At 38.7% G+C, this 15,728-nt stretch carries 22 protein-coding genes; 18 read left to right on the top strand and 4 right to left on the bottom strand.

Annotated elements, in window-relative coordinates:
• The first annotated feature begins 5 nt into the window (after positions 1-5).
• The 16 genes from CRO56_RS16970 to CRO56_RS16905 all read left to right on the top strand — a co-directional run bounded on the left by CRO56_RS16970 (position 6) and on the right by CRO56_RS16905 (position 11,139).
• On the top strand, positions 6-1,856 hold the full coding sequence (locus CRO56_RS16970; protein WP_097159815.1) for a monovalent cation:proton antiporter family protein: 1,851 nt from the start codon (positions 6-8) through the stop codon (positions 1,854-1,856).
• A 327-nt stretch (positions 1,857-2,183) separates the two neighbouring features.
• Positions 2,184-3,626: an alkaline phosphatase PhoX gene (locus tag CRO56_RS16965; RefSeq protein WP_097159814.1), complete on the top strand. Its 1,443-nt coding sequence runs from the start codon at positions 2,184-2,186 to the stop codon at positions 3,624-3,626.
• A gap of 66 nt (positions 3,627-3,692) precedes the next feature.
• Positions 3,693-3,920: a twin-arginine translocase TatA/TatE family subunit gene (gene tatA / locus CRO56_RS16960; RefSeq protein WP_097159813.1), complete on the top strand. Its 228-nt coding sequence runs from the start codon at positions 3,693-3,695 to the stop codon at positions 3,918-3,920.
• Between the two features lie 107 nt (positions 3,921-4,027).
• Positions 4,028-4,762 carry a twin-arginine translocase subunit TatC gene (gene tatC / locus CRO56_RS16955; RefSeq protein WP_097159812.1) on the top strand — a complete coding sequence of 245 codons (735 nt, stop codon included), beginning with the start codon at positions 4,028-4,030 and terminating at the stop codon, positions 4,760-4,762.
• 15 nt (positions 4,763-4,777) lie between these two features.
• Complete coding sequence (locus tag CRO56_RS22975) at positions 4,778-4,915, top strand: hypothetical protein (RefSeq protein ID WP_179714325.1); 138 nt, start codon at positions 4,778-4,780, stop codon at positions 4,913-4,915.
• Positions 4,916-5,089: 174 nt separating this feature from the next.
• Positions 5,090-5,857, top strand: coding sequence for an enoyl-ACP reductase FabI (fabI, locus tag CRO56_RS16950; RefSeq protein ID WP_097159811.1), 768 nt, complete (start codon positions 5,090-5,092; stop codon positions 5,855-5,857).
• 109 nt (positions 5,858-5,966) lie between these two features.
• Entirely contained in the window at positions 5,967-6,323 is a 357-nt protein-coding gene (locus CRO56_RS16945) for a DUF1360 domain-containing protein (protein ID WP_097159810.1), read from the top strand.
• 73 nt (positions 6,324-6,396) lie between these two features.
• The gene (locus tag CRO56_RS23440; protein ID WP_281257325.1) at positions 6,397-6,522 is read left to right on the top strand and encodes a hypothetical protein; all 126 of its coding nucleotides are present in this window, start codon (positions 6,397-6,399) and stop codon (positions 6,520-6,522) included.
• A 178-nt stretch (positions 6,523-6,700) separates the two neighbouring features.
• Positions 6,701-7,171 (top strand): sporulation protein, encoded by a 471-nt coding sequence (locus CRO56_RS16940; RefSeq protein WP_097159809.1) that lies wholly within the window; start codon positions 6,701-6,703, stop codon positions 7,169-7,171.
• Positions 7,172-7,189: 18 nt separating this feature from the next.
• Complete coding sequence (gene spoVAC, locus CRO56_RS16935; protein WP_179714324.1) at positions 7,190-7,666, top strand: stage V sporulation protein AC; 477 nt, start codon at positions 7,190-7,192, stop codon at positions 7,664-7,666.
• Complete coding sequence (spoVAD, locus tag CRO56_RS16930; protein WP_097159808.1) at positions 7,666-8,697, top strand: stage V sporulation protein AD; 1,032 nt, start codon at positions 7,666-7,668, stop codon at positions 8,695-8,697. The genes spoVAC and spoVAD overlap by 1 nt, the downstream gene beginning before the upstream one ends.
• A 15-nt stretch (positions 8,698-8,712) precedes the next feature.
• Positions 8,713-9,069, top strand: a complete 357-nt coding sequence (spoVAE, locus tag CRO56_RS16925; protein WP_097159807.1) for a stage V sporulation protein AE — start codon at positions 8,713-8,715, stop codon at positions 9,067-9,069.
• Between the two features lie 154 nt (positions 9,070-9,223).
• Positions 9,224-9,364 (top strand): YjcZ family sporulation protein, encoded by a 141-nt coding sequence (locus tag CRO56_RS16920; protein WP_097159806.1) that lies wholly within the window; start codon positions 9,224-9,226, stop codon positions 9,362-9,364.
• A 132-nt stretch (positions 9,365-9,496) separates the two neighbouring features.
• A complete protein-coding gene (gene spoVIF, locus CRO56_RS16915; RefSeq protein WP_097159805.1) occupies positions 9,497-9,754 on the top strand; it encodes a sporulation-specific transcription regulator SpoVIF in 258 nt (85 codons plus the stop codon).
• A 185-nt stretch (positions 9,755-9,939) separates the two neighbouring features.
• Positions 9,940-10,215: a hypothetical protein gene (locus CRO56_RS16910; RefSeq protein ID WP_097159804.1), complete on the top strand. Its 276-nt coding sequence runs from the start codon at positions 9,940-9,942 to the stop codon at positions 10,213-10,215.
• Positions 10,216-10,242: 27 nt separating this feature from the next.
• Positions 10,243-11,139 (top strand): MBL fold metallo-hydrolase, encoded by an 897-nt coding sequence (locus tag CRO56_RS16905; protein ID WP_097159803.1) that lies wholly within the window; start codon positions 10,243-10,245, stop codon positions 11,137-11,139.
• 11 nt (positions 11,140-11,150) lie between these two features.
• Here the strand turns inward: CRO56_RS16905 and CRO56_RS16900 are convergent, their stop codons facing one another.
• From CRO56_RS16900 to CRO56_RS16885, 4 genes are all read right to left on the bottom strand, one after another.
• Positions 11,151-11,825 (bottom strand): DUF421 domain-containing protein, encoded by a 675-nt coding sequence (locus CRO56_RS16900; RefSeq protein WP_179714323.1) that lies wholly within the window; start codon positions 11,823-11,825, stop codon positions 11,151-11,153.
• 144 nt (positions 11,826-11,969) lie between these two features.
• On the bottom strand, positions 11,970-12,392 hold the full coding sequence (locus tag CRO56_RS16895; RefSeq protein ID WP_097159802.1) for a GNAT family N-acetyltransferase: 423 nt from the start codon (positions 12,390-12,392) through the stop codon (positions 11,970-11,972).
• A gap of 1 nt (position 12,393) precedes the next feature.
• On the bottom strand, positions 12,394-12,909 hold the full coding sequence (locus CRO56_RS16890; RefSeq protein ID WP_097159801.1) for a YjcG family protein: 516 nt from the start codon (positions 12,907-12,909) through the stop codon (positions 12,394-12,396).
• A gap of 131 nt (positions 12,910-13,040) precedes the next feature.
• A complete protein-coding gene (locus CRO56_RS16885) occupies positions 13,041-13,784 on the bottom strand; it encodes an alpha/beta hydrolase (RefSeq protein WP_097159800.1) in 744 nt (247 codons plus the stop codon).
• 115 nt (positions 13,785-13,899) lie between these two features.
• On the opposite strand from CRO56_RS16885, the gene CRO56_RS16880 reads away from it, so the two are divergent.
• Entirely contained in the window at positions 13,900-14,457 is a 558-nt protein-coding gene (locus CRO56_RS16880) for a phosphatidylglycerophosphatase A family protein (RefSeq protein ID WP_097159799.1), read from the top strand.
• A 172-nt stretch (positions 14,458-14,629) separates the two neighbouring features.
• Positions 14,630-15,622 (top strand): TAXI family TRAP transporter solute-binding subunit, encoded by a 993-nt coding sequence (locus CRO56_RS16875; RefSeq protein ID WP_097159798.1) that lies wholly within the window; start codon positions 14,630-14,632, stop codon positions 15,620-15,622.
• The last annotated feature ends 106 nt before the right edge of the window (positions 15,623-15,728 follow it).

The following is a 15,728-nucleotide window of genomic DNA, read 5'->3' as shown; positions in this document are numbered from 1 at the left end:
AAGATATGGAACATGGTGCATCCGTTACATCTCTTGTCATTGTAATGGTAGCCGCATTTTTAACACCGATTTTATTACATCGATTTAAATTATCTGTCATCCCTGTTGTTGTGGCGGAGATTATCGTCGGACTCATTATTGGAGAAAGCGGCTTTAATATTGTTAAACCAGATGCTTGGCTAGAAACATTGTCAACGCTTGGTTTTATATTCTTAATGTTTTTAAGTGGATTAGAAATTGATTTTACGGCATTTAAGCAAAAAGGGAAAAAGGAAACACTCCCTTCCGGAAAATTGGAACCAAATGGGTTTGCCGTAGCTGCTATTATCTTTACTGGGATATTTTTGTTGTCTCTAGGTCTGTCTTATTTATTTGTTCTTTTCGGATTTATAGAAAACGTATTTCTGATGACCCTCATTATTTCAACGATTAGTTTGGGAGTTGTGTTACCGACATTAAAAGAAGCCAATATGACAAAAACCAGAATCGGGCAAATTATTCTGCTAGTTGCGGTAATTGCGGACTTGGCTACTATGATTTTACTGGCTGTTTTTGTTTCTATCTATGATCCCAATGGCGCGGGGAATATGTGGCTCCTCCTTATTTTGTTTGGAGCAGGCATAGGGCTCTATTTCCTTGGCCGAATATACAGAAAGAGCAAGATCATGGAAGCTTTGTCAAAAGGAACTACTCAAATAGGAACCCGGGCTGTTTTTGCATTAATCATTGCCTTGGTTGCGATTTCTGAATCTGTCGGCGCAGAAAATATTCTCGGTGCTTTTTTGGCAGGGACATTAGTTTCTCTATTATCGCCTGATCAGGATTTAATTCACAAGCTCGACTCCTTTGGATATGGTTTTTTGATTCCGATTTTCTTTGTGATGATTGGAGTAGAGTTAGATATTTGGGCTTTATTAAGCGATCCGAAGCTATTAGCTTTGATCCCGTTACTTTTGATTGCTCTATTCATCTCAAAGATTATTCCAGTCTATTTGCTTAAAAATTGGTGGGATCATAAAACCGTTATTGCTTCCGGCTTCTTGCTAACGTCGACATTATCGTTGGTTATCGCAGGAGCAACCATTGGTGAAAGAATCAATGTAATCTCTCATGAGATGAGCGGAACTCTGATTTTAGTTGCTGTTATTAGTTCTGTCATAACACCAATAGCCTTTAAAAAGCTATTTCCGAAGCATGTCGCGGCACCTAAAAAGCTGAGAGTAGCGATTGTTGGAGCAAATCAATTGACTATGCCGGTATCAAGAGAACTGAAATCATCGCTTTATGAGCCGACTCTCTATCATACGAGACAAGATAAATCTGAAAAACAAATCACAGAATCCTTATTTGATATAACAGAAATCCAGGATTATCGGGTTGAGACGATTAAAGACGAAGGTATTTTTCAGCATGATATTGTTGTATTTAGCACAGGTGAAGAAGAAATTAATCAAGAATTATCAAAGGCTGCTAAAGAAAATGGAGTACAGCGAGTCATTGCCAGAATCGAATCTCAGGAGAATGGTGAAAAATTAAGGGAGCAAGGGGTTGAGGTCTTCTCAGCGATCAATTCACAAAAAGTTCTGCTTAGGGCTTTAATTGAATCACCGAGTGTTCTCAGTATTTTAACCAATGTTGAAACAGCACTCTATGAAATCAAAATGCAAAATGAACAGTTTGATGGGATGTCCATTCGCCGATTCCCGTTTACGGGAGATGTCATTTTCGTCAGAATATTTAGAGGGAATGAATCGATTGTGCCCCATGGAGATACCGAGCTCCAGTTTGGAGACCGGCTTATCGTGACTGGATCAAAAGAGTATGTCGATCAATTAAAACAAGAGCTGGAATTTTAGGATTTCAGCTCTTATTTTTATTTAGAAATAGCTTTATTTCTGTTTACAAAAAATTAAAAATGTGCCGTCTAATTTACCGGTCTTTGTACCCGAATTTCATCCTTCCTATCTTTTCCTCTCGGTTTATTTATTACTTTCGATTTAAAAAAACGACAAATAACTTCCCTATTTTCACTATTAATACATGACTTTCGGTTTATTTTTTTGCTATACATAAACAATTACATTGCTGTAATAAATAATTAAGAATAGTCTGTTAATTTTATTGTTAGAGATTGCTTAATTAGTTATTTGTCCTCTAATAAAAATTAAGTGGAGGTAGGATCAATGAAATCTTCTAATTCTGGACTGAACAGACGTGACTTTTTAAAGGTTGGCGGGATGAGTACAGTAGCATTGGCATTGGGAGCAACAGGAGTATATTCCATTAGCGGAGCTGCGAAAGGATTCGCAGCGGAACCGAATCCAACAAGTGGATTTGGCGGATACGGTCCTTTGGTAAAAGATCCAAATGGCATTCTTGATCTTCCGCAGGGATTTCACTACCGTATCATTTCAAGAACTGGAGACAAAATGTCAAACGGAGACTTAGTCCCTGCAATGCTGGATGGAATGGCAGCTTATAAAGGAGAAAAAAATACAACAATCTTAGTGCGGAATCATGAGAACGGAACAAATTCAGATTATCCTGTAAACGGAAAAAATCCTTGGAGTAAAGGTGCAGCTGGCGGAACCACGACTCTTATTGTCGGAGAAGATCGAAAAGTGATCAAAGAGTATGTATCTAGCTCAGGGACGATTCGCAACTGTGCCGGTGGTGCCACCACATGGGGTACTTGGCTGACTTGTGAAGAAACACGAAATATGGGACACGGATTTGTTTTTGAAGTAAATCCGCTTGATCCGGAGAATGATATGTCAAAAACACCGATTCGTGACATGGGGTATTTCTCTCACGAAGCATGTGCTGTTGACCCAGCAACAGGTATTTGGTATTTAACAGAGGATTCTGATCCAAGCTTTCTCTATCGCTTTACCCCAAACGACCGCAGCCAAACTCTAGGTTCTCTGCAAAAAGGCGGAATTCTGGAAGCAGCTGCACTTGATGAACTGCCAGCTACATCCGCAAGTACTTTTAACACAGGACAAAAGTTTGGAATCGTATGGAAAAAACTAAATCCAGAAAGGGCACAAAAAGATGCCAAGGATCTTGGCTGCATTCAGTTTAGCCGCCTAGAAGGAGCGTTTTTTTCAGCAGGTGTTTTTTGGTTTGACGATACAAGTGCAGGAAGCGGAAATCTAGGCCGTGTTTATCGTTACTTTCCTTCCACTAACACCTTAGAGCTTTTCTATGAATCTACGGATCAAAATGAATTAGAAATGCCTGATAATATTGCGATGGCTCCTTGGGGTGACCTGTGGATTGCTGAGGATGGCGATGGAAACGACAAAATCATTGGCATGACTCCTGATGGAAATGTTTACCCTTTTGCGGAAAATCGTCTGAACGGTTCTGAGTTTGCAGGTCCGACGTTCTCTCCTGATGGAAATACATTCTTTGTAAATATCCAGTCTCCGGGAATTACTTTTGCTATTTGGGGACCTTTTGCCCGCAGAAATGCGGTACGGCAGCGGGCGATGGGTTTTGCAGCACCGCCAGTAAATCTTGGACCGGTTGTGTCGGACAAGCTTGCAGCCTTTGCGGCAGAACAAGGTATGTCGATTTTAGAAGCAGCTGCATTAGAGCGGCATGGAATGCCTATTCTGTAAAATAAAATTTAATAAATTCGGGTCGTACCTTTATGAAAACGTCCCTTCTTTGTGAGGTGAATATTTGTGCTGCAAAATATTGGAATCCCTGGGCTAATATTGATTCTGGTCATTGCTTTAATTATTTTTGGACCTTCAAAGCTGCCTGAAATCGGACGTGCCTTTGGAAATACTTTAAAGGAATTTAAAAAAGCAACCCACGATCTTGTTAACGGTGGCGACGAAACTGACAAGGCTGAAGGGAAAAAGAAATTACAAGCCATTGAAAATTCACAAAGTAAGACGGGGAGCTAACCAACTGAAAGATGTAAGCCCATAAAACAGCTTACATCTTTCCTTTTTAAAAGGACAAGAAGAATAAATTAGGTGAGTTCTAACAAGGTTTCTAAAAGGAGTCAAATATGGATCAGACTCAAATGAATTTTATTGACCATTTAAACGAATTGCGTAATAGAATTATTGTCACGTTAGTTGCTTTCGCTATCTCATTTATAATGGCGTTTATCTATGTGAAGGAAATTTATCAATTTTTAGTAAAAGACCTGGATGGCAAATTAGCCGTATTAGGACCCGGAGATATTCTTTGGATTTACATGACGATCTCTGGCGTTTGTGCGATTGCTTTCACCATTCCGGTTGCCGCCTTCCAAGTTTGGAAGTTTGTAAAACCAGGGCTCACTGAAGAGGAGCAAAAAATCACCTTATTGTTTATTCCTGGTTTATTTTTCTTGTTTCTGGCTGGGATTGCATTTGGGTATTTTATTTTGTTCCCAATGGTTCTTACCTTCTTGATTAACCTTGGGGCTGATCAGTTTCAAACTTTTTTTACGGGGGAAAAATACTTTACATTTATGCTAAACCTCACAATGCCTCTTGGGTTTATATTTGAAATGCCAGCTGTGTTCATGTTCTTGACTAGACTAGGGATTATTAATCCCCACAAGCTAATAAAAGCAAGAAAAATCGCTTATTTTTTTATGATTGTTGTCTCGATTTTAATTACTCCGCCAGATTTAATTTCTGACATCCTGGTGATAGTACCATTGTTACTTTTATATGAATTAAGTATTTCTTTGAGTAAATGGGTTTTTCGTAATAGAACTTCTTCAGAAGCAACAGCAGCCGCTCCAAACTAGAAAGGAGGAACTTACATGGTTATAGCGATTCCGACAGCAGAAAAGAACGAACAAGATAATAAAGAATCGAAATGCTTGAACTGCCAAATTTGCAGCTGCTTAGAAGCTTTAACACAGACTTTAAGTCCCGATCCGTTGAAACAAGATAAATAAGGAGGAGCAACAAGGCCCCTCCTTATTTCATTTTCTAACGCACCAAAAGTCCAATACAACCCATGTGTATTATAATTTCAACAACAAGTTCGGTTTCCTGACTTTGCAAAATGAAAAATTTATAGTAAAATTAGTACTAGGTACTAATAACATGTAATAATAGGAGGCCGACAAATGCTTTCTTTAAAAGGAAAAAATATTGTCGTAATGGGAGTAGCTAATAAACGAAGCATTGCTTGGGGAATTGCCCGTTCTCTTCATGAAGCTGGTGCTAATTTAATTTTTACATATGCGGGTGAACGTTTTGAAAAAGGACTGCGCGAATTGGCGGAAACACTGGAAGGACAAGAGCCATTTTTAGTTTCGTGTGATGTCACGGTTGATGAAGAGATTAAGACTGCTTTTGCAATGATTGGGGAAAAAGTAGGGACGATTCACGGAATTGCACACTGTATTGCATTTGCCAATAAAGAAGAACTAGTAGGTGAATATTTAAATACGAATCGTGATGGGTTTTTACTTGCACAAAATATAAGTGCGTATTCTTTAACAGCTATAGCTAAAGAAGCACGGCCAATGATGAGAGAGGGCGGAAGCATTCTTACCTTAACGTATCTTGGCGGGGAAAGAGTCGTTCAAAACTACAATGTAATGGGTGTTGCCAAGGCTTCACTTGACGCCAGTGTTAAATATCTGGCTAATGACCTTGGAAAAGAAGGAATCCGTGTTAATGCTATTTCTGCAGGACCAATCCGTACACTTTCTGCAAAAGGAATCGGAGACTTTAATTCCATTCTCAAAGTCATAGAAGAAACCGCTCCACTTCGCAGAACAACAACACCTGAGGAAGTGGGAGATACCGCTGCCTTCCTATTTAGTGATCTTTCACGCGGAATTACAGGAGAAACGATTCACGTTGACAGCGGGTTCCATATTTTATAAACACTTTTACACTCTGCCTTTCGAGGGTTAGAGTGTATTTTTTTTGCAAAAAATGAACGTCCATCCAAAGTCAGGAGCATATACATAAAAGGGAGATAGGAGGAGAGAAATGGACGTTCCATCCGTATTTGACTTTTTTCTTTTATCGTTAGCCAGTTTTCGCTTAACCAGATTAGTGGTATTTGACAAAATTACAGAATTTATCAGACGTCCTTTTTTTGTAGAGTGGACAGAAGTCAATGAAAATGGTGAAGTAGAAACTTATATTAAACCCAAAGAAAAAGGCTTTCAAAGCTGGGTTGGGGAGCTGATCAGCTGTTATTGGTGTACCGGAGTTTGGTCCGCACTCGGACTTTATGGAGGTTATTTAGCTTATCCCTCTTTATTTCAGCCCATCATTGTCGTGCTGGCCATTGCTGGATTAGCCGCATTAATAGAGACAATCGTTCATTTTGTTCAAAGGTGATATAGGCTTATATGGAGACATGTTTTTTTAGTAACACATAGTATATAACAAGAGCGGTAAAGGAGGTCGGAATATGTTTAAAAAAATCCAATTTTCACTACAGCCGAAAATGATCCCCATCCCTCAAACCATCAAAAAAGATTGCGGGTGCAGCAAAAAGAAATTAATGAGGCAAAGACCGCCATTAAAAAAATGGTAGCTATCAGTTTAACTGGTAGCTATTTTTTTATTTAAATGTTAATACAAGTAATCTCTGTTCCAGGTAAGTGCGCAGAGACGGCTCCAATGGTAAATGATGTCAGAGTAAGATGGTAATATTTTCGGCGGCTAGAGCAGAAAATAAAAACTAGAAATACGTCTAAAAAGGGATGACAGACATGCAAAGGACTTTATTATTTGGAATGCTTAGTTTCATTATTGTCACATTATTGGGATGTACGTTTGAAGCACCAAAGGAACCGGACGAACAATGGTCTTTAGTCAAGGTTATAGATCCACCTCCGCAAAGTATTGATTATCATTCGCGATCGATGGCTGAAAAAATCGAGCATGATATTGAAAAATTGGAAGATATCTATGATGTCATGGTAATCAAAGGGAAAGATGAAACCTTAGTTGTTTATAAGGTTAAGCATTTGGAAAGATTCCATATGAAAAAAATTGAAAAAGATCTGGAGAAAATGCTTGAGGAGCGATATCCAGACGAAAACTTTTCTCTATCAAGCGATTATAAGATTTTTTTAGAAGCGGTTAAGCTGAAAAATAAAATGAAGGATCCGTCCTTCACAGAAGACCAGGCAGAAAAGAAATTTCAAGAGCTTTTAACCTTACAAAAGGAAAAAACGTAGAAAGGGATGCTTTGAGACGTGAATGGTCCTAATGACAAAATATCTCCAGAACAGCAACAATATAAACAATTAGAACAAAAACATGAAACAAAACGACCTGTCCTAAAAAATTGTATTAAAGCTTTTTTGGTAGGAGGGTTCATTTGTATAATTGGACAAGCAATCAGCTACTTCTATATTTATTTTTTCCCATTTACTGAACAAACATCGGGAAATCCAACGGTTGCAACCATGGTTTTCCTTTCTATGTTACTTACAGGGTTTGGTGTTTACGACCGAATCGGACAATTTGCAGGTGCAGGAAGTGCCGTGCCGGTAACAGGATTCGGTAACGCTGTGATTTCCGCATGTATTGAACACAGAACAGAAGGTTATGTGCTGGGTGTTGGCGGCAATATGTTTAAATTAGCTGGATCAGTTGTTTTATTCGGCGTCTTTAGTGCGTTCATTGTTGTATTGATTAAGACGCTCCTAATGAACTGGGGGGTCATCTAATGCTAAAAGGGAAAAACTCATGGATCTTTCAAAATCGTCCAGCTATTGCCGCTACAGGCGTTATAGGCGGACCTTTTGAAGCCAATGGACCTTTAAGGGATGAATTCGATGTTTTACATACAGACTTGTGGATGGAACAGGATTCATACGAAAAAGCACATCGTGTCCTGTTGGAAGAGGCTGTCGATAGTGCTTTAGGAAAGCTTTCGCTTACTCCTGACCAAATTCAATTTATGATTGCAGGGGATTTAATCAATCAAATGACCCCAACGACTTTTGCAGCGAGAACTGAGCAAATTCCTTATTTCGGTATATTCGGTGCCTGTTCTACTTCGATGGAAGGATTAGCCCTTGCCGGTTTTATTATTAATAATGAAGGAGCCCAGTATGTATTAACTGGCGCCTCGAGTCACAACGCTGCGGTAGAAAAACAGTTCCGCTATCCAACCGAATATGGAGGGCAAAAACCGCCAACTGCTCAATGGACCGTAACAGGAGCTGGTGTGGCAGTAGTGACTCATCGACAAAATGTTCAGGGACCGGCTCCTGTTCTTACTTCGGCTACCATTGGAAAAGTAATAGATATGGGATTAACAGATCCATTTAATATGGGAGGAGCAATGGCACCTGCTGCCGCCGATACGATTATCACTCATTTGAATGATATGCAAGTCGACCCTTCCTATTATGATGTGATTGTGACAGGAGACTTAGGAAGAATAGGCAACAATACACTAAAAGATTTATTAATCAATCAGCACGGTTTAAAGATGCAAGAGGACCGGATTCAAGATTGCGGATTAAAAATATATGGACCTGAACAGCCCGTACAAGCCGGAGCCAGCGGAGCCGCATGTTCCGCAGCTGTGATGTACGGACACTTACTCAATGAAATGAAAAAAGGGACTTTTAAACGAATCTTGTGGGTGGCTACGGGAGCTTTATTATCTCCTTTATCTTACCAGCAAAAAGAAACGATCCCATGTATTGCCCATGCAGTTGCGGTTGAATATGATGATCAAACAATGTAAAGGTGGGATGCCAGGATGCTTGCCATGTTTTTTTGGGCGTTTGTAGTAGGAGGAGCTATTTGTGTAATCGGACAAATTATGTTGGATGTATTTAAGCTGACACCAGGACATATGCTAAGTATTTTAGTTGTAGCCGGTTCAATTTTAAGCGGATTTGGGATATATGAAAAACTGGTAGACTTTGCAGGTGCGGGTGCAACCGTTCCTATCACAAACTTTGGTTATACGCTAACTGCCGGGGCAATTCAGGAAGTCGATGCCCATGGAATAATTGGTGTATTAACCGGTATGTTTGAGGTCACAAGCTCTGGTATTTCAGCAGCCATAGTATTTGGTTTTCTAGGAGCACTGTTGTTCAAGCCGAAAGGATAAAAAATAGCTGAAAAAAAGCTCATTATATTCCTCTAAAAATCTGTTCTGGATAAATGTCTATAAAAATCCCAAAATTATGGAGGATAGCCCATACACATTTGTCATCCTTTACATATGTTAAAAGTGAGTTCGACACAAAGTGAGGTGACAAATCATGCATTGGGGTGGTTACTACGGAGGTCACTGCGGTTTCCCTGGAGCGGTTGCTGGATTTGGTTGTGGTGTAGGTTCCACGTTCGTGTTGATCGTCGTGTTGTTTATCTTATTGATTATCGTCGGTGCAAGCTTCTGCTAACGCAGAAAAAAAGGTGGAGCGGCAAACAGCTGCTCCGCCTTTTTGTCTTTTTTATAATGATTCCATCGATAAAGCACCAATTTTTTTTCGCCTACATAGAATAGGGTAGTGAAAAAAGGAGGCTTACAATCAATGGATTCATTCTTCAAAAACATTGAGAAAAAAACCGGAGTTAGTATGAAAGATATATTAGAGCTTGCCAATTCGCTGCAGCATGCAAATTTTAAGGACGAAAATACGGTTCGTGCTGTCATTAAAAGAGTTTCCCAAATCGCCAATAAACCAGTATCGCAGGAATTGGAAGATACCATTGTTCAATCCATTATTAAAGATGGAAAATCATTAGATTTCAACACGATTTCAAATATGCTAAATAATAAAAAGAAGTAATCAAAGGGAAAGGCAAATGGGTGAAGAAAGAAAAGACAAATTTCGTCACCCCTTTGTCTATTTTTGTGGAGAAATGACTAAAACTTTAGGTTTTTTTTGGTAGGAAAATGGGGATAAAACAAGAAGATGTTCAGTGCAGAAGGACATTGGGACAGAATAAATAAAATTCAGGGGGTGAGGGAACAATGGGATACTACCTGCCATTTCATGACTATGGAGCAGCTCAATATGTAAACAGAATCCATAAACAAAAATACCCAAATCACCTTGTTCTGGCCCCTGTGAAAATTACTAAAAACAAAAAGGTTAAGCGTGAAGACTTTATCAATAGTATGCCTGCTAAGAGCTATTTAAACACGAATAAAACAGATCAAAGCTTGATTTCTCAAACCATTCAAGTAAATCAAAATTTATTATTTGAAATAGAAGGAAAAGGGAAGTTTATTAATGAATCTATATAGTAACCATGTAATGAAAGGAATAAACAAATGGAATATAAGAAGATTAGCGATCATTGCGGTTACTATCAAGCAGCAGTTAATATCGGATATATTCATGCAGATGGCAAGGGCTTTTTAATCGATGCCGGACTGGAAGCAGCTGCTGCAAAAAAAGTGGTCAAGCATCTGCAGAGCAATAATTTGCCATTAACTCACCTTTTTATTACCCATGCTCATTCAGACCATTTTGGCGGAGCCCGGTATTTGAAGGAAAATTTTCAGATTATCGTAATTGCGCCTGATCTAGAAGCCGCCATCATAGAGAATCCAGTTTTGGAGCCGATTTACTTATTTCAAGGAACTTACCCTGTTCAGGAATTAAGAAATAAATTTTTAGAAGCACCTTCAGTTTCAGTTGACAGAAAAATTCAGGCAGGGACAGAAACGATAGATGGGGTTTCCTTTCAGATTCATTCCTTTCCGGGACATAGCTACCAGCAGATAGGAATTGAATTTGACAGTATCTTATTTGCGGCTGATGCTTATTTTGGAGTAGAGGCCCTGTATAAGCATAAAATTCCCTTTATTGTCGATTATAAAAAGACACTGGAAAGTTTAGCGGCACTCAGTCTTTTGCGCGTAAAAGGATCAGTTCCCGGACATGGATCTTATGAGGAATCGTATCAGGAGACAGTTCAAATTAATATAGAATGGCATCAGCAGATTTTAAAATTAACTGAAGAATTTGTAAAGCAACAGGGTGCGTGTTCTTTTGAAGCGCTTTTTGCCTACTTATGCAGGCAAAAAGATGTGAATATCCCCCATCTCTCTTCATTTTTACTATTTCGTACTGCTGTTGGAGCCTATATCGCCCAGCTCATAGAAAGTGAGAGAGCCATATTTAAAATAGAGGATTATCAATTAATAATTAGAGCAAACATGTAAAAAGCTTTGCACTAATACGTTTGTATGTGCAAAGCTTTTTCTTTTTCCCATTCCGCATAAAGTACGTTTTTAATATCGGGAATACCTTGTTGTTTCAACTCATTTTTTAGCCAGTCAAGATCTTTAGAAATGGCATTTAAGTTATCGTAAATCGCTTCACCATCTATCACTAATGTAATAGGAAGCCCAATCTCTTGGGAAGGCAGTGATAAATCATTTCTGGTTGGCGTGGCAAAGTCTGATTTTTTTATAGCACTGACTGTTCCATCTGTTTCTAAAAGTGCATATTCACATTCACGAATAGAGAAAATATCCTTTGATCTTAGTAAATGCTGGAGCTGATTAATATCCAAATGATTTTTTTTCAGCTGATTATATACGATTTTCCCCTTATGTATAATTATGGACGGTTCTCCTTCTAAAAGCTTTCTGACCCGCTTAAATTTCTGGGTCGCCATTTCAGTAGCAAATATTAAAACACACCAGCAGGAAACAGCAAAAAGAATCTCCCGAACACCTATGTCTTTGTCAAACACTGCATTTCCAACCAGCTCCCCAAGAACTAGAGCAGATATAAAGTCGAATGCCGTAATTTGGGTAATTTGTGTTTTACCTAAGATCTTGGTAAGGGCAAACAGGGCAATGTACCCCACCACCAGTTCAAAGGCAATTTTTAGGAAGTCCATCAGTATCCCACCTTTACAATATAGGGTGTGCATTCTGATGGATTTTTATTAGGTTTTAAAGGCCATAAAAAAAGGTCTGTTTCTCCAAAGTCTATTTTTTCACATAGGATAAAACAGACATTTGAAAGGAAACAGCCCTATTCGTTAAATGTATTTTTTCATGGTTTTATGCGGAATCCCTGCATCCATAAATTCATCAGAATCTACATTATACCCAAGTGACTCGTAGAAAGGGATGGCATGTGTTTGTGCATTAAGTTTTAATGCAGTAATCCCTTGTTCTTTTGCATAGTCCTCAATTTTGCTCATAATCGCTTTTCCGCCGCCAAGTCCGCGTAAGGAGGAATCAACGCAAATCCGTTCGACTTTTCCTATCCCGTCTAAAATCCGGAAACGGCCTGCACCTGCTGGAGAGTGGTTATGGTACAGGACGAAATGGGTTGCCGTATCATCAAATTGATCAATTTCTTCTTCGATGGGAACTCCTTGTTCTTCAACAAATACTTTCTTTCTGATCGTAAATGCATCTTGTAATTCTTCAGTTGTCTTAACAGTCCTTACTTCCACTTTATTCTTCTCTCCCTAATCTGAATGTTTCGTATACAGTCCACGAACCATTTTCCAGCTGATACAACAGATGAAAACGGTCAACAGTTTCTTCAAATTTAACATCCAGCATTCTTATCGCACTATACACATCTGAGTGCTCGGCATCAGATAATTTTTGACCGATTGTAATATGTGGAACAAAAGCATATTCAGCTTCCGGTCCAAAAAAATTTGTATGTAAATCATTATGGAGGCCAGTAAGGGTATCATTCGGTTCACACTTCAGATAAATAACATTATTTACAGGCTGAAAAGAGCTGACTTTATTGATCTTTAAAGGAAACGGTTCATACTGATTGGAGAGTTCTTCTAACTTTTCTGAGATTTCTTTTACTTTTTCATCATCCGCTTCAAATGCGTTTTTAAGAGTCAAATGTGGCGGAATCAGTGCATAGTGCGGGTCATAGCGCTTCCGATAGGAATTAGCAAAATCCTGCAGTTTTTTTGATGGGAAAATGACAATACCGTATTTCATAAAAAAACCTCCCTTATTTTTTCCTTTTATGGCTGAATTACCACATGGTAAGTAATAGGTCTTCCGCAGTGTGTCTTCCTCCCATTATAACAAAAAACAAAACAGTAAGATATAGACAATACTTCTTATGTTTAGCCTGCTGTTTCATGTTTTGCGAACATTATTTGTAAGGCTCTTTTTAAATCGGGCTGCCAATACTTCCATGTATGATTTCCATCAAATTCATCATAAAAATTTTGAATTGCCTTTGCTTCAATTAAATCATGAAGCTCACGATTAGTCTGTAAGAAATCCATGATTTCCCCATTCGTCATTTTTACCTCAGTTTCTTGTTTTCCAATCACATGGTAAAGATTGACTAAGTGGGGCTGATCGAAATTTTCTACAACATTGAATACTTTTTCATCAACATAAGGGGAATGTAACAGCATCTTACCAAAAATATTCGGATATTTAAGGGCTGCCATCAGTGACACGGTTGCGCCTAAAGAATCTCCGCCAAGTGCTCTTCCAGACCCAACCTGGTAAGTTGGAAAATGATTGTCTATAAAAGGTACTAATTCATGCGCTAAAAATCTAATATAGCTCTGTTGTTTTCCACCGTTGGGATGATATTTTGTTCTGCGGTCCTCAACATTCCGATACGGAATTCCAACAATAATTAAGTTTTCTATTTTTCCCTCAGTATATAAGAGGTCAGCTGTTCTTCCGATCCTTCCCATTTGAAAATAGTCTTTTCCATCCTGTACAATAAGAACTGAATATTTATAAAGTGTTGAAAAGTGAGAAGGTTTATAAATCAGCAAAGGAATTTCTTCTTGTAATTCTTGGCTAAAAAGACTGTAATCCTCTATTGTTCCTTGGTTTGTCCCCATTGATTCGTCCTCCAATTCAAACAGTCTACTTAAAATATATCTTACGGTTTTTATAATACTTTATTCTGGCCAGCGATTACAGGGAAAATGTTAAAAATGGAAGGGAGAAACTGTCATGGGAAAAGGGAGAGTACATAGTCAGGAAATTACAAAAGCAGCACGTCAGAAATTAGAAGAACGCGGAGTCACCATTGAAGCCATTGCCACAATTGTATATGAAATGCAAGCTCCATACTACCCAGCACTATCAATGAATGAATGTGTAGATAGTGTTGAAATGGTTCTCAAGAAAAGAGAAATTCAGCATGCAATCCTTGTTGGAGTAGAGTTAGATCAGTTAGCCGAAAAAGGAATGCTATCAGAACCTTTGCAATCGATAGTAGCGGCGGATGAGGGTTTATTTGGTGTGGATGAAACAATTGCACTCGGAGCTTCTCTCGGATACGGAAGTATAGCTGTTACTACCTTTGGCCATCTGGACAAAAATAAAATCGGAATTATTAAAGAGCTGGATACTAAAAATGGAAATGGCGTCCATACCTTTTTAGATGACATGGTAGCCAGTATTGCAGCGAATGCATCATCACGCCTTGCCCATAAATTACGTGATGAGGAAGAGGCACTTACAGAACAGGAAAAAAGAAAGCTTCAAGAAGAAGAATTGATTGGTTAACAAGTATTGTAATATAGTATTTAAAATTGATTTTTGTCCTGGCAGAATTAATTAAAAAATGTTGTGCAAGCAACAATAAAGAGACTTTTTTACTAGATGAGTTTGACAGGTATAGAGATTAATAGTTAAAATATTCGTAGCTTTACAAAACATTTACAAGGGGGAATTCCAAGTGAAAAGAAAGAACGTATTGCTATCATTCGTGATGCTATTAACTGTTTCTTTATTTTTAGCAGCGTGCGGGTCTTCAGGAGGAAACGGCGGATCCGGAGATGGAGATGGAGCTGAAAAACCTCAATTCCTAAGCATGCTAACTGGTGGAACCAGCGGAACATACTATCCGCTTGGTGGAGAATTATCAAAAATTATTACGGATGAAACTGGGATTGAAACAACGGCAAACTCTTCAAATGCATCTGCTGACAACATGGCTGCATTAGCTGCAGGCGATGCTGAGCTTGCATTTACACAAACGGATGTTGCTTCCAATGCCATTGAAGGGATCAACTCTTTCGAAGGCAAAGCAATTGATAATGTACTAGCAATTGGCTCACTATACCCTGAGACAATTCAAATCGTAACATCTGCAGATTCTGGAATCGAATCTGTTGAGGATTTGAAAGGAAAAACTGTTTCAGTAGGTGCGCCTGGTTCCGGTACTTATGTCAATGCTGAACAAATTCTGGAAGCACACGGTTTGTCAATAGAAGACGATATCGAAGCGCAAAATCTTGATTTCGGCGAATCAACTGGCGGAATTCAAGACGGTACAATCGATGCTGCCTTTATTACAGCCGGAACACCAACTGGAGCTGTCGAAGGTCTGTCAGCAACAGTAGATGTGAAAATCGTTCCTATTGCGGAAGATAAAATTGAAGAATTAGTTGCAGAATTCCCGTACTATGCAAAAGATGTTATTCCAGCTGGCACGTATGGACTAGAAGAGGATGTAACAACAGTAGCAGTTCTAGCCATGCTAGTTGTAACTGACAGTCTTTCTGAAGATGTCGTCTATGATATTACTAAAGCAATCTATGAAAATACAGATAAAATCTCACATGCTAAAGGTGAGTTTATTAAGAAAGAATCAGCACTTAACGGAGTTGGAATTGACCTGCATCCAGGTGCTGAGAAATATTTCAAAGAGGCTGGAATTTTAGAGTAGAAAAGTGTAGTCTGCGTTAGTAAGTATTTTATGGGCCGGCTGTAGTCCTATTATTAGGCTGATAGCCGGTCATCCTTCTTTTAAAGGGGTAATTGTATTTTATGGA

This window comes from Bacillus oleivorans (assembly GCF_900207585.1).
Taxonomy (GTDB): Bacteria; Bacillota; Bacilli; order Bacillales; family JC228; genus Bacillus_BF; species Bacillus_BF oleivorans.
Note: the sequence above shows the minus strand (reverse complement) of the source record. Positions and strands in the feature narration are given on the sequence as shown.